Origin of the sequence: Rhizobium sp. SG_E_25_P2 (genome assembly GCF_029892285.1) — a bacterium.
Classification (GTDB): Bacteria; Pseudomonadota; Alphaproteobacteria; order Rhizobiales; family Rhizobiaceae; genus Rhizobium_E.
Genome location: NZ_JARXVM010000002.1, coordinates 103,505 through 116,870, shown reverse-complemented (window position 1 = coordinate 116,870; position 13,366 = coordinate 103,505). Strand labels below are relative to the sequence as shown.

Annotated in this window: 10 protein-coding genes, 1 tRNA gene and 1 riboswitch; of the genes, 7 read left to right on the top strand and 4 right to left on the bottom strand. The window is 62.4% G+C overall.

The features are described 5' to 3' along the window. Window positions 1-51 precede the first annotated feature (51 nt). Window positions 52-125: transfer RNA gene (locus M2360_RS04425), tRNA-Gly, on the bottom strand. 116 nt (window positions 126-241) lie between these two features. Here M2360_RS04425 and M2360_RS04420 point away from each other — a divergent pair. Next, the gene (locus tag M2360_RS04420) at window positions 242-1,594 is read left to right on the top strand and encodes an HD-GYP domain-containing protein (protein WP_280773175.1); all 1,353 of its coding nucleotides are present in this window, start codon (window positions 242-244) and stop codon (window positions 1,592-1,594) included. Here the strand turns inward: M2360_RS04420 and M2360_RS04415 are convergent, their stop codons facing one another. Next, window positions 1,595-2,686 (bottom strand): 2'-deoxycytidine 5'-triphosphate deaminase, encoded by a 1,092-nt coding sequence (locus M2360_RS04415; protein WP_280773174.1) that lies wholly within the window; start codon window positions 2,684-2,686, stop codon window positions 1,595-1,597. Window positions 2,687-2,787: 101 nt separating this feature from the next. Then, a riboswitch (SAM riboswitch) is annotated at window positions 2,788-2,866 on the top strand. A 47-nt stretch (window positions 2,867-2,913) separates the two neighbouring features. Here M2360_RS04415 and M2360_RS04410 point away from each other — a divergent pair. After that, on the top strand, window positions 2,914-4,092 hold the full coding sequence (locus M2360_RS04410) for an O-succinylhomoserine sulfhydrylase (RefSeq protein ID WP_280773173.1): 1,179 nt from the start codon (window positions 2,914-2,916) through the stop codon (window positions 4,090-4,092). Between the two features lie 15 nt (window positions 4,093-4,107). On the opposite strand, the gene M2360_RS04405 is transcribed toward M2360_RS04410, so the two are convergent. Then, the gene (locus tag M2360_RS04405; RefSeq protein ID WP_280773172.1) at window positions 4,108-5,076 is read right to left on the bottom strand and encodes a GlxA family transcriptional regulator; all 969 of its coding nucleotides are present in this window, start codon (window positions 5,074-5,076) and stop codon (window positions 4,108-4,110) included. Between the two features lie 100 nt (window positions 5,077-5,176). Here M2360_RS04405 and M2360_RS04400 point away from each other — a divergent pair, with 100 nt between their 5' ends. The 5 genes from M2360_RS04400 to M2360_RS04380 all read left to right on the top strand — a co-directional run bounded on the left by M2360_RS04400 (window position 5,177) and on the right by M2360_RS04380 (window position 12,358). Beyond that, on the top strand, window positions 5,177-6,079 hold the full coding sequence (locus M2360_RS04400) for a 3-keto-5-aminohexanoate cleavage protein (protein WP_280773171.1): 903 nt from the start codon (window positions 5,177-5,179) through the stop codon (window positions 6,077-6,079). Between the two features lie 184 nt (window positions 6,080-6,263). Further along, window positions 6,264-7,751, top strand: coding sequence for a carnitine 3-dehydrogenase (locus tag M2360_RS04395; protein ID WP_280773170.1), 1,488 nt, complete (start codon window positions 6,264-6,266; stop codon window positions 7,749-7,751). Window positions 7,752-7,958: 207 nt separating this feature from the next. Beyond that, complete coding sequence (locus tag M2360_RS04390; protein WP_280773169.1) at window positions 7,959-9,119, top strand: acyl-CoA dehydrogenase family protein; 1,161 nt, start codon at window positions 7,959-7,961, stop codon at window positions 9,117-9,119. Between the two features lie 202 nt (window positions 9,120-9,321). Next, entirely contained in the window at window positions 9,322-11,385 is a 2,064-nt protein-coding gene (locus M2360_RS04385) for an acetate--CoA ligase family protein (protein WP_280773168.1), read from the top strand. A 187-nt stretch (window positions 11,386-11,572) separates the two neighbouring features. Continuing rightward, complete coding sequence (locus M2360_RS04380) at window positions 11,573-12,358, top strand: carnitinyl-CoA dehydratase (protein WP_280773167.1); 786 nt, start codon at window positions 11,573-11,575, stop codon at window positions 12,356-12,358. 33 nt (window positions 12,359-12,391) lie between these two features. Here M2360_RS04380 and M2360_RS04375 read toward each other — a convergent pair whose 3' ends face one another. After that, window positions 12,392-13,306 carry a LysR substrate-binding domain-containing protein gene (locus tag M2360_RS04375; protein WP_280773166.1) on the bottom strand — a complete coding sequence of 305 codons (915 nt, stop codon included), beginning with the start codon at window positions 13,304-13,306 and terminating at the stop codon, window positions 12,392-12,394. Window positions 13,307-13,366 lie beyond the last annotated feature (60 nt).

The window sequence follows — 13,366 nt, the reverse complement described above, 5'->3', positions numbered from 1 at the left end:
GAAACGTTGACACGCGCATTATTGTATATTGTTGATTTTATTGCAGGTTTCTGGAGCGGGTGAAGGGAATCGAACCCTCGTATTCAGCTTGGGAAGCTGCTGCTCTGCCATTGAGCTACACCCGCTCGGATGGCGTTCAATGTCATCACTTCCGCCCATGTGTCAAGATGAAACGATCCGCCTTAACCCGGTGGAAGGACCAGCGCCCTATCCTGTCTGCATCTTGAAACGGAGCGTGGCAATGGTTGCAATCAGGCTGGCGGAGATCATGAGCGCGCTCAGCCACGCGCTCGACCTCACAGAGGGCCAGCCGCCGGGCCATTGCATCAGAGTCTGCCGGATCGGTATGACCATCGGCGCCCGGATGGGTTTGTCTGAGGAGGCGCTCGAAGAGCTCTATTACACACTGCTGCTCAAGGATCTCGGCTGCTCCTCGAATGCTGCGCGGATCTGCGAACTCTATCTGGCGGACGACCTGCGCTTCAAACGCGATTTCAAGCTGGTCGGTTCAAGCCTCAGTCAGGTTCTCGGTTTCGTCATCAGCCATACCGGCCTGCAGGCCGGGCTCGCCGAACGCTTCCGCTCGGTCCTCAATATCTTGAGAAACGGCAGCGCGATCGCCCAGGAAATGATCGAAACGCGCTGCCAGCGCGGCGCCGAAATCGCCCGGATGATGCGGTTTTCAGAAGATGTCGCACAGGGCATTCTCGATCTCGATGAGCATTTTGACGGCGGCGGACGTCCGCAGGGGCTTAAAGGCGAGGCGATCTCGATCTTTGCCCGCATCGCGCTTGCCGCACAGGTCATCGACGTCTTCTTCATGAGCGCGGGACCGGAGGCGGCGCTAGCGGAATTGCGAACACGCCGCAGCGCTTGGTTTGATCCTCACGTCGTCGATGCATTCGTCTCTGTCGCCGGCCCGCATTTCTGGGCGGATCTCGTCAGCCCTGATCTCGAAACCCGCATTCTCTCCCTCGAACCGGGACAAAGCCTTAAACTTGCCGATGAGGATTATCTCGACGATATCGCCGCCGCCTTCGCCCAGGTCATCGACGCCAAAAGCCCCTACACGTCAGGCCATAGCGATCGCGTTGCACTGTTCACTGATCTGATCGCCGAAGAAATGGGCTTTGACTTGCCCGCCCGCCGGCGCATCAAGCGCGCAGCACTCCTGCATGACATCGGCAAGCTCGGCGTCAGCAACTCCATTCTCGACAAGCCAGGGCGTCTCGAAGGCGAGGAATGGGAGGCGATGAAGCGCCACGCCGCCTATTCGGAAGAGATCCTGTCGCGCATCGGCGCATTTTCCGATCTCGCCCGCATCGCTGGCGCTCATCACGAGCGACTGGACGGCATGGGCTACCCAAGAGGAATTTCCGGTGGCGCGATCTGCGCGGAAACCCGCATCATCTCGACGGCGGATGTGTTCGACGCGCTGACGGCGGACCGTCCTTACCGCGCCGCGATGCCGGTGCAAAAGGCGCTCGGCATTCTGCACGACGGCGCGGGAAAGGCCCATGATCCCGCCTGCATCGAAGCGCTCGAGCGTGCAATAAATCGCGCTGATCTCTTGTCGGTCAGAGACGCCGCTTGATCAGGCTTGCGCCTTGAAATGCTTGGAGAGTTTCAGTCCCTGCGCCTGGTAATTCGAGCCCAGGCCCGTGCCATAGAGTGCTTCGGGCTTTTCGCGCATATGCTCATAGACGAGACGGCCGATGATCTGGCCGTGATCGAGAATGAACGGCACGTCATGGCTGCGCACTTCCAGCACCGCCCGCGCGCCTGCGCCGCCCGCTTCGACATGACCGAAACCGGGATCGAAGAAGCCGGCGTAATGCACGCGAAATTCACCCACCAGCGGATCGAACGGCACCATTTCGGCAGCGTAGAGCGGCGGCACATGCACCGCTTCGCGGCTCACGAGAATGTAGAATTCATCGGGATCGAGGATCAGTTCGTTGCGGCCACGGCTATAGATCGGCTCCCAGAAATCATAGATGTCATGGGCCGCCTTCACATCCACGTCGATGACGGCGGAATGGCGCTTGCCGCGATAACCCACAAGACCGTCCGGGCCCGAGCCCTGGAGATCGATGGACAAAGCGATCGATGACCCTGAAATGATCGGGCTTTCGGCCGCGACCAGCGTTTCGGCCAGGTGCAGAGACAACATCTCGTCTTCGCGCAGCAGCGACTGTCCCTCGCGGAAGCGGATCTGCGACAAGCGCGAGCCGCGCCGGACGATGATGGGGAAGGTCTTCGGCGAGATTTCGAGGTAAAGCGGCCCGCTATAGCCGGTCGCGATCTGATCGAATTCCTGGGCGTAATCGGTGATGACGCGAGTGAAGATATCCAGACGCCCCGTCGAGCTCTTGGGATTGGTCGAGGCCGACAGATGCTGCGGCAGATCGATCGTCTCAAGCAGCGGCACGATATAGACGCAGCCGGTTTCCAGCACCGCGCCTTCGGTCAGATCGACCACATGCAGGCTGAGCCGGCTCAATTTGTCAGCGACCCGCTTGTTCGGCCCCGGCAAGAAGGAGGCGCGCACCCGGAATGCCTTGGCGCCCAGGCGCAGGTCGAGGCTGGCCGGCTGGATCTGGTCGTGATCCAGCGGCTTTTCGGACGTCAGCCGTCCTTCATCCCACAGCGCCCTGATCGCGCGATCCGCCAGAATTCCTGCCATCTCAACCTCTATTTTTGCCGGGACAATAGAAATCCGACCTTGCCGACGCAAGCACGAATCGCCCGTGATTGACCTCGGAGGCCGTTTGAGATATGCCAATCCACGGAATTCGTGGTGATTTGGCCGGCCGGCTTGCAGCCACGTTAAACAACTAGCTAAAAAGGCCGGGTTCTCTGATGAAACCGGCTTGCTTTTGCGGCCGGTTTTTTTGTGTTGAGGTGGTTCACATGAGCAAGAATTGGCGGCCGGCGACGAAATTGGTGCATGGCGGAACGCAGCGGTCGCAATATGGCGAAACGTCTGAAGCGATTTTCCTGACGCAAGGTTTCGTCTACGAAACATCGGAAGCGGCCGAAGCCCGCTTCAAGGGCGAAGATCCAGGCTTCATCTACGCCCGCTATGGCAGCCCCACCAATGACATGCTTGAAAAGCGCATGTGCCTGCTCGAAGGCGCCGAAGACGCCCGCGCCACCGCGTCGGGCATGGCCGCCGTTTCCGCAGCCATCCTCAGCCAGGTGAAAGCCGGCGATCATATCGTCGCCGCCCGCGCTCTGTTCGGCTCCTGCCGCTGGGTGGTGGAAACGCTGGCCCCGAAATACGGCGTCGAATGCACCCTCGTCGATGGACGCGATCTCGCCAATTGGGAAGCCGCAATCCGCCCCAACACCAAAGTGTTCTTCCTTGAGAGCCCGACCAATCCGACGCTCGAATTGGTCGATATCGCCGGCGTCGCCAAACTCGCCAACCAGATCGGCGCCAAAGTCGTGGTCGACAATGTCTTCGCCACCCCGCTGTTCCAGAAGCCGCTCGAACTCGGCGCGCATGTCGTCGTCTATTCGGCCACCAAGCATATCGACGGCCAGGGCCGCTGCCTCGGCGGCGTCGTGCTGTCGGACAAGCAGTGGATCGACGAGAACCTGCATGACTATTTCCGCCATACCGGCCCGGCCATGTCGCCGTTTAACGCCTGGGTTCTGCTGAAGGGCCTGGAGACCATGGCGTTGCGCATCAAGCAGCAGACGGAAAACGCCGCACGCGTGGCCGATTTCCTCGCCAGCCATCCCAAGGTCGAGCGGGTGATCTATCCCGGCCGCCCCGACCATCCGCAGGCCGACATCATCGCCCGCCAGATGACCGGCGGCTCGACGCTTGTGGCGTTCGAGCTCAAGGGCGGCAAGAAGGAAGCCTTCTCGCTGCAGAACGCGCTCGACGTGGTGTTGATCTCCAACAATCTCGGCGACGCGAAGAGCCTGATCACCCATCCGGCCACCACGACGCACAAAAACCTCACCGACGAAGCGCGCGCTGAGCTCGGCATTTCCGCTGGTCTCTTGCGTCTGTCGGCCGGCATTGAGGACGGCGATGATCTGATCGAGGATTTCGAACGCGCGCTCAGCGCAGTCTGATCCTTCAAACACGGGTCAGCCCGGAGAGCGAAGACGCTTGCGCGTCTCCGACGGGCTTTCCCGGAATTGCAGCCGATAGGATCGCGAAAAGGCCGAGGCCGAATTGAAGCCGGTGGCCGTCGCGATCTCGGCAAAGGAGGCTGGCGTCTCGATGACCTTGCGCCGCGCCGCGTTCAGCCTCAACGCCAGATAATGCACATGCGGCGTCACCCCGAAGGACTGGTTGAACAGGCTCTGCAGATGCCGGGCCGACAGACCGCTTTTGCGCGCGAGTTTTTCTAGCGACAGCGGCTGGTCCACTGTCTCCTCCATCAGCCGCACCGCCTCAGACATGCGGCGATCGATAATGCCCGGCGCGGTCGGCGGTGACGGCAACAGATCGCGCCCTCCCCCATCGCGTTCATAGATGAAGGATCGCGCCACTTCGAGCGCCATGGAGTAACCGTGACCGCGCCGGATGATCTCCAGCATCAGGTCGAGCGTCGGCACGGCGCCGGCGCTGGTCATGCGCTTGCGGTCGATGACATAGCGCTCCTTGACCGTGCCGATTTCCGGATAGCGCGCGGTGAAATCGTCGAAATCCTCCCAATGCACCGTCGCCTTGTGATCGTCGAGCAGGCTTGCTTCGGCCATCAGCCAGGCGCCCGATTCCACACCAACGATCACGTCGCGATGACGCGCCGTGCGCGACAGCGCCATTTTGATCGCAGGCGTCGCGCTGCGCTGCCAGTTATAGCTGGCGACGACGAACAATGGCTTGCTGTCCCGCTCGGGCTGAAAAGCGCCCGACACTGGTATGCAGATGCCGGCGGTGGTTTCCACCGGCCTGCCATCAGGGCTGAGCAACCGCCAGCGATACAGCGTGCGGCCGGCGATGCGGTTAGCGGCGCGGATCGGCTCGATCACCGCCGACAACAGGATCATCGTCGTCTCGGGAAAAGCGAGGATGTCGAGGTCAGTGATTTGGTCAGCAGGATCTAACATAATAGCTTCCGATTATGTTTAGAATATTGCGTCATTTGCAAAGCAAAGCAAGCGCCCTCGGCATTGAATGCGCATCAAGGCTCCCGAAGGAGGAACATTCATGCCGCTCAATATGAACCGCGACGTCTTCATCACCTGCGCCGTGACCGGCTCCGGCGACACCGCCGGCAAATCGCCGCATGTGCCGCGCTCGCCGAAGGACATCGCCGCCTCCGCAATCGACGCCGCCAAGGCGGGCGCCGCCGTGGTCCACTGCCATGTGCGCGATCCCGAAACCGGCGCCGCCAGCCGCCGCAATGATCTCTATAAAGAGGTCACCTACCTCATCCGCGCTTCCGATGTCGATGTGGTGCTGAACCTCACCGCCGGCATGGGCGGCGACATGATTTTCGGCAATGTCGAACAGCCGCTGCCGCTCAACCCTGATGGCACCGACATGGCCGGCGCCACCGAACGTGTTTCTCATATTGCCGAATGCTTGCCGGAAATCTGCACGCTCGATTGCGGCACCATGAACTTTTCGCTCGGCGACTATGTCATGACCAACACGCCATCCATGCTGCGCGCCATGGCCAAGATGATGACAGATCTCGGCGTGCGCCCAGAAATCGAAGCCTTCGACACCGGCCATCTCTGGTTCGCCAAGCAGCTGGTGGAGGAAGGCCTGATCGAAGATCCGGTGCTGATCCAGCTGTGCATGGGCATTCCCTGGGGCGCGCCTGACGACCTCAACACCTTCATGGCGATGGTCAACAATGTGCCCACCAACTGGACTTTCTCGGCCTTCTCTATTGGCCGCAATGCGCTCGCCTATCCGGCAGCCTCCGTGCTGGCCGGCGGCAATGTCCGCGTCGGATTGGAAGACAATCTCTACCTCTCCAAGGGCGTGCTCGCCACCAATGCGCAGCTGGTGGAAAAAGCCGTGACCGTGATCGAGGGCATGGGCGCGAGAATCATCGGCCCGACCGAAGTGCGCGAAAAACTGAAGCTGACCAAGCGGTAAGAGGAAAGAACCCCTCCCAACCCTCCCCACAAGGGGGAGGGCTTACGATGCCGAACCCGCTTTGCAGAAAGCAGCCTCGCAGCGGGCAGAACTGTCGAATTGGACAAACGATTGCCGCAGGTTAAGCCCCTCCCCCTTGTGGGGAGGGGTTTGGGGCGGGGTCTTTTAATCAGGTGGAACAACTATGACCAAAATCCAGAAAGCAGCCTGCATCGGCGGCGGCGTTATCGGCGGGGCCTGGGCAGCGCGGTTCGTGCTGGCCGGCATCGACACCGCCATGTACGATCCCCATCCGGAAGCCGAGCGCATCATCGGCGAAGTCATGGCCAATGCCGAGCGCGCCTATAGCCTGCTCACGGCCGCGCCGCTGCCGCCCAAGGGCAAGCTGACCTTCTACAAGACGGTCGAAGAGGCCGTCGCCGGCGCCGACTGGATCCAGGAATCGGTGCCCGAGCGGATCGAGCTCAAGCGCAACGTCATCACCCAGATCGATGCCTGCGCCGATCCCATGGCGCTGATCGGCTCCTCGACCTCCGGCATCATGCCGACCGAGCTGCAGCGGGATATGAAGCATCCCGAGCGGATGTTCGTCGCCCATCCCTATAATCCGGTCTATCTCCTGCCGCTCGCCGAACTGGTCGGCGGCGAAAAGACCGCGCCCGAGACGCTTGAGGACGCCAAGGCCAAGCTTGCGCCGATCGGCATGAAGGGCGTGATCCTCAAGAAGGAAATCGAAGCCTTTGTCGGCGACCGCCTGCTCGAAGCCGTCTGGCGCGAGGGCCTGTGGCTGATCAAGGACGATATCTGCGACACCGAAACGCTCGACGACGTGATCCGCTATTCCTTCGGCATGCGCTGGGCGCAGATGGGCATGTTCGAAACCTATCGCATCGCCGGCGGCGAAGCCGGCATGCGCCATTTCATCGCCCAGTTCGGCCCCTGCCTGTCCTGGCCCTGGACCAAGCTGATGGATGTGGTGGACCTGACCGACGAACTGGTCGACAAGATCGCCAGCCAGTCGGATGCGCAATCCGGCGCTTACGGATTCCGCGAGCTGGAACGGATCCGCGACGAAAACCTCGTCGGCATCATGCAGACGCTGAAGGGCTCCAATGGCGGCCAGGGCTGGGGTTCCGGCAAGCTGCTCGCCGAATTCGAGGCCCATCTCTGGAAAAATGCGCCCAAGCCCGAGGCCGCTGATCCCAGCCAGCCAATCCGCCTGCTCGACGTCAAGGTGCAGCCGTCCTGGGTCGATTACAACGGCCATATGACCGAGTTCCGCTACACCCAGTGCTTCGCCGATTCCGCCGATGCATTACTTCGGCTGATCGGGGTCGACATGGCCTATGTCGAAGCCGGCCACAGCTATTACACGGTCGAAAACCATGTGCGTCTCTTGGCCGAGACCAAGCTCGGGGAAGCGCTTTACACCAAGGCGCAGATCCTGCCATCTGATGGCAAGAAGCTGCACACCTTCCTGTGGCTCTACCGCGCCGCCGACGATTCTCTGGTGGCGACCTGCGAACATCTGATGCTGCATGTCTCCTCCAGCGAAAGCAAATCCGTGCCGCCTCTGCCCGAGGTGATGGAGAAGCTGCAGCCGCTGATCGATGCGCATGCGACGCTGCCCAAGCCGGAAGCGGCGGGACGGTCTGTGGGGCAGAGGAAGTAAGGCGCAGAGCAAGAATTACCCCCCTCTGCCCTGCCGGGCATCTCCCCCTCAAGGGGGGAGATCGAATGGAGCGCTCACGGCGCCAACCAATCGACCTCTTGGCTAAGCGAGCGGGACAATGGGATCCACTCTCCCCCCTTGTGGGGGAGATGGCCGGCAGGCCAGAGGGGGGCGCCAACCCCTCCCATAACAACAAAGGGAACCGTCATGAATTTTGGACTGACTGAAGAACAGGACATGATCGTCAACACGGTCAGGAGCTTTGTCGAAACAGAGCTCTATCCCCTTGAGGACCAGGTCGAGAAGCAAGGCTTCGTGCCGCCGGAAATGGGCCAGGAAATCGCCCAGAAGGTCAAGGATCTCGGCTTCTTCGGCTGCAATATGCCCGAAGATGTCGGCGGCGCAGGCCTTGATCATCTCACCTTCGCGCTGGTCGAACGCGAACTCGGCCGCGCCTCCATGGCGCTCACCGTGTTCTTCGGCCGTCCATCCGGTATTCTCATGGGCTGCAACGCCGACCAGCGCGAGCGCTATCTGATCCCCGCCACCAAGGGCGAAAAATTCGACGCGCTCGCCATGACCGAACCGGGCGCGGGGTCTGACGTGCGCGGCATGAAATGCTTCGCCAAACCCGATGGCGACGACTGGATCGTCAATGGCACCAAGCATTTCATCAGCCACGCCAATATCGCCGATTTCGTCATCGTCTTCATCGCCACCGGCGAAGAGGAGACGCCGCGCGGTCCCAAGAAGCTGATCACCTGCTTCCTGGTCGATCGCGGCACGCCGGGCTTCGAGATCCGCGAAGGCTATAATTCGGTCTCGCATCGCGGCTACAAGAACTGCATTCTCAATTTCGACGATTGCCGCCTGTCCTCGGCCCAGATCCTCGGCGAAGTTCACAAGGGTTTCGACCTCGCCAATGACTGGCTCTACGGCACCCGCCTGACGGTGGCCGCCAATTGCGTCGGCCGGGCGCGGCGCGTCTTCGATTACTGCGTGCCCTACGCCGCCGAGCGCAAGCAGTTCGGCAAGCCGATCGGCGCCAATCAGGGCGTCTCCTTCAAGCTCGCCGACATGATCACCGAAATCGACGCCGCCGATTTCCTGACCCTGCACGGCGCCTGGCTGCTGGATCAAGGCAAGCCGTCGAACCGCGAAATCGCCTCGGCCAAGCTTTACGCCTCGGAAATGCTCGCCCGCGTCACCGACCAGGCCATCCAGATCTATGGCGGCATGGGCCTTATGGACGATCTGCCGCTCGCCCGCTTCTGGCGCGACGCCCGCGTCGAGCGCATCTGGGATGGCACATCCGAGATCCAGCGGCATATCATCAGCCGCGATCTGCTCAGGCCGTTTGGGGCTTAACGTCTTATGGCGGGCTCCATAAAGACCCCGCCCCAAACCCCTCCCCACAAGGGGGAGGGGCTTAATCCGCTGCACTCGTTCGCCCCAATCACTGTTTCAAAAAGTCGCAAGGCCAGTCGGGATCAGTGCGGCTGCTCCAGTTTGGCCCCTCCCCCTTGTGGGGAGGGGTTTCGGGGCGGGGTCTATTTCAATTGAGGATGTCATGAAATCACTCTCCCCCAACTCCCTCTCCCGCCTGATACGCCCGAAATCCATCGCCGTCTTCGGCGGCAAGGAAGCCGGCCGCGTCGTCGAGCAATGCAAGAAAATGGGCTATCAGGGCGAGATCTGGCCCGTCCACCCTACCAAAGACGAGGTGCATGGCTATCCCTGCTATCGCTCGGTCGCGGAGCTTCCGGACGCCCCCGACGCCGCCTTTGTCGGCGTCAACCGCACGCTGACCATCGAGATCATGCGGCAATTGCGCGACCGGGGCGCGGGCGGCGCAATCTGCTATGCCTCCGGTTTTTCCGAAGCTGTGGTCGAACTGCCGGATGGGCATGAGTTGCAGGCGCAGCTGGTGGAAGCCGCCGGCGACATGGCCGTGGTCGGCCCCAATTGCTACGGCTTCATCAATATGCTCGACGGCGCACTGCTCTGGCCCGATCAGCATGGCATGGTCAGAACCGAACGCGGCGTGGCAGTGCTGACGCAAAGCTCCAACATCGCCTGCAACATTTCCATGCAGGCGCGCGGTCTGCCGCTGGCCTATCTGATGACGGCGGGCAATCAGGCGCAGACGGGGCTGTCGGCTCTGGCCGTCGCCGCGCTCGAAGACCCGCGCGTTACCGCCGTCGGCCTGCATATCGAAGGCTTCGACGATATCGAGACGCTGGAACTGCTCGGCCGCCGCGCTCGCGAGTTGAAGAAGCCGGTGATCGCCCTGAAGGTCGGCAAGTCCGAAGCCGCGCAGAAGGCGACCGTGTCCCACACCGCCTCGCTCGCCGGCAATGACAAGGTCTCCTCCGCCGTGCTCGACCGCCTCGGCATCGGCCGCGTCGACACGCTGCCGGAACTTCTCGAAACCCTGAAACTCTTGCACCTCTTCGGCCCGCTTGCGGACAACACCGTCTCCTCGATGAGCTGCTCGGGCGGCGAGGCTTCGCTGGTGGCCGACGCCGGCGAAAACCGCGACATCGTCTTCCGCGATCTGAAGCCTGAGCAACTGCCCGTGCTGCGCGAGACGCTGGGCCAGATGGTCACGCTCTCCAATCCGCTTGATTACCACACCTTCGTCTGGGGCAATTGCGACAAGCAGACGACCGCCTTCTCGACCATGATGCAGGGCGATTACGCGCTCAATCTGATCGTGCTCGATTTCCCCCGCTCCGACCGCTGCGATCCGGCCGACTGGACCACCACGGTAGACGCGGTGATCTCGGCCAAACAGGCGACCGGGGCCCATGCGGGCATCGTCGCCTCCATGGGTGAAAATCTGCCCGAGGACGTGGCGATCAGGCTGATGCAGGAAGGCGTCGGCGCCTTCTACGGCATCAACGAGGCCCTGGCGGCCGTCGAGATCGCCCATCGCATCCACCGCGCCTGGTCGCGCCCTGCCCCGCTTCCGCTGCTGCACACAACCGTAAGCGAAATTGAACCGAAGACTCTGACAGAGCATGACTCCAAGCAGGCGCTCGCCCCCTTCGGCCTGCCGGTCCCCAAGGGCCTGTTCGCGGCCACACCCGAAGCTGCAGCGTCAGCCGCCGCCGAGATTGGCTTTCCCGTGGCGCTCAAGGGCTCGGGCGTGGCGCACAAGACCGAGGCCGGTGCGGTCAAACTCAATCTTCGCACCGGAGCTGAGGTGCTGACTGCGGCCCAGGCCATGCAGTCGGTGGCGCAGGGCTATCTGGTGGAAGCGATGGCCAGCAAGCCGGTGGCGGAACTGATCATCGGCGCCATGCGCGACGCGGTCGTCGGCCCGGTGCTGACTGTGGGCGCCGGCGGCATTCTGGTGGAACTGATCGAGGACAGCGCCGTGCTGACCCTGCCGACCACCAAAGCCGAGATCGAGCGGGCGCTGCAGGGCCTCAAGATCGCCAAGCTTCTGAACGGCTATCGCGGCCAGGCCAAGGCCGACATGCCCGCGCTCATCGACGCCATCGCCGCCGCCGCCGATTTCGTCATCGCCCATTCGGCAACGATCGAGGAGCTGGACATAAACCCGCTGATGGCGCTGCCGGAGGGCGTGGTCGCGGCGGATGCGCTGGTGAGCGTGAGGGCGGAATAAGAAGACCCCGCCCCATCCCCTCCCCACAAGGGGGAGGGGCTAACGCGTGGCGCGGCTTCGCCTCAAACACAGGCTGCATCAGATACAAGGTTGACGAACGCGGCGGCGGCCCTGCAGGTTAAGCCCCTCCCCCTTGTGGGGAGGGGTTTGGGGCGGGGTCTCAGTCCCACCAATGAGGAGAACAAACATGACCGACACCCCCATCAAAACCCGCCGCGAGGGCGGCATTCTGGAAGTCACCATCGACCGGCCCAAGGCCAACGCCATCGATCTGATCACCTCCCGCATCATGGGCCAGATCTTTGCCGATTTCCGCGATGACGAGAGCTTGCGCGTCGCCATCATCACCGGCTCCGGCCCGAAATTCTTCTGCCCCGGCTGGGATCTGAAGGCCGCCGCCGCCGGCGACGCGGTGGATGGCGATTACGGCGTCGGCGGCTTTGGCGGCATGCAGGAATTGCGCGATCTCAACAAGCCGATCATTGCCGCCATCAACGGCATCTGCTGCGGCGGCGGGCTGGAAATCGCCCTGTCGACAGACATGATTCTGGCCGCTGAACACGCAACCTTCGCGCTGCCGGAAATCCGCTCCGGTACGGTCGCCGACGCAGCCTCCATCAAGCTGCCCAAGCGCATTCCCTATCACATCGCCATGGACATGCTGTTCACCGGCCGCTGGCTGGATGCGCAGGAGGCGCATCGCTGGGGCTTCGTCAACGAGATCCTCGCCGCTGATCGGTTGATGGAGCGCACTTGGGAACTCGCCCGCCTGCTCGAAAGCGGCCCGCCGCTGGTCTATGCCGCCATCAAGGAAGTGGTGCGCGAGGCCGAAGGCGCGAAATTCCAGGACACGATGAACAAGATCACGCGCCGCCAGCTGAAGACGGTGGATGTGCTCTATGGCAGCGAAGACAATCTCGAAGGCGCCCGCGCCTTTACCGAAAAGCGCGACCCGGTCTGGAAGGGTCGCTGAGACGAAAGCCGGCGGCTGTCAGCCTTTTGTGCGTCAGCCGCCGGACGCTTCCTTCGCAAGCCAGTCGCGAAACAAGAGCGCCTCGGGCCTTACGCGCCGCTGGCTTTCCGGCTGCACGATGTAATGCGCTTCCTCAAGTGCGATGGTGGCGTCCAGCGCCCGGGCCAATCGCCCGCTTCTGAGAAAAGGCTCGGCAAGATCTGACTGGATCAGCGCCGGCCCGAGACCGGCGGCGGCCATTTCCAGCGCCGAAATCGTCGTATCGACATTGATGCCGGCAGAGGCGGGCAGAGTGATGCCGATCACTTTCAGGAAACGCTGCCAGAGATTTTCATAGCCCGTCACATGGATAAGCGAAGGCGCGTCAAGCAGAGCGCGCATGCGCTCGGCGTCGTCTTCGCCTTGGATCAGATGCGGGGCGGCAACCACGATCGCCGGCTGCCGCATCAGGAGCTGTGTTTTCAGCCCGGGCCAGCGGCCGTCGCCGAAGCGTATATCGACATCGGCGACATCGTCGCTCGCCGCCGGCGCCCAGACGACGGTGGATATGCGCAGCGAAATATCCGGCCATTGCGCCACGAATTTCGGCAACCGCGGCGCCAGCCACAGCGCCATGAAAGAAATCGGCACCCTCAATGTAAGATTTCTCTTACCGACAGGACCAAAAAGTCCGGCGGTCGCCGCCGCCAATTCGTCGAAACTGTTGCGCAGTGGCGGCAGATAGGCGGCGCCCTTTTCCGTCAGGCGCAGACTGCGCGGCAGGCGCTCGAACAAGGTGACGCCGAGATGCTTTTCCAGCGACCGCACCTGATGCGACACCGCCGCCTGGGTGAGGCTCAGCTCGGTCGCGGCCAGCGTGAAGCTCTCATGCCGCGCCGCCGCCTCGAAGGCGCGCAGCCAGGCAAGCGGCGGGAGCTGATAACCGGCAAACGGGGATTGTTCGGACATGGGAGGCACGCGCGGCTTGGGTTCGTCCTGTTCTAGCCGCACGCGCCGCTTTTGCAAGCT

What these genes read in the sequence shown, in the direction of transcription:
- M2360_RS04420 (WP_280773175.1), top strand. Translation starts at nt 242, where the DNA reads ATGGTTGCAATCAGGCTGGCGGAGATCATGAGCGCGCTCAGCCACGCG.
- M2360_RS04415 (WP_280773174.1), bottom strand. Translation starts at nt 2,686, where the DNA reads ATGGCAGGAATTCTGGCGGATCGCGCGATCAGGGCGCTGTGGGATGAA.
- M2360_RS04410 (WP_280773173.1), top strand. Translation starts at nt 2,914, where the DNA reads ATGAGCAAGAATTGGCGGCCGGCGACGAAATTGGTGCATGGCGGAACG.
- M2360_RS04405 (WP_280773172.1), bottom strand. Translation starts at nt 5,076, where the DNA reads ATGTTAGATCCTGCTGACCAAATCACTGACCTCGACATCCTCGCTTTT.
- M2360_RS04400 (WP_280773171.1), top strand. Translation starts at nt 5,177, where the DNA reads ATGCCGCTCAATATGAACCGCGACGTCTTCATCACCTGCGCCGTGACC.
- M2360_RS04395 (WP_280773170.1), top strand. Translation starts at nt 6,264, where the DNA reads ATGACCAAAATCCAGAAAGCAGCCTGCATCGGCGGCGGCGTTATCGGC.
- M2360_RS04390 (WP_280773169.1), top strand. Translation starts at nt 7,959, where the DNA reads ATGAATTTTGGACTGACTGAAGAACAGGACATGATCGTCAACACGGTC.
- M2360_RS04385 (WP_280773168.1), top strand. Translation starts at nt 9,322, where the DNA reads ATGAAATCACTCTCCCCCAACTCCCTCTCCCGCCTGATACGCCCGAAA.
- M2360_RS04380 (WP_280773167.1), top strand. Translation starts at nt 11,573, where the DNA reads ATGACCGACACCCCCATCAAAACCCGCCGCGAGGGCGGCATTCTGGAA.
- M2360_RS04375 (WP_280773166.1), bottom strand. Translation starts at nt 13,306, where the DNA reads ATGTCCGAACAATCCCCGTTTGCCGGTTATCAGCTCCCGCCGCTTGCC.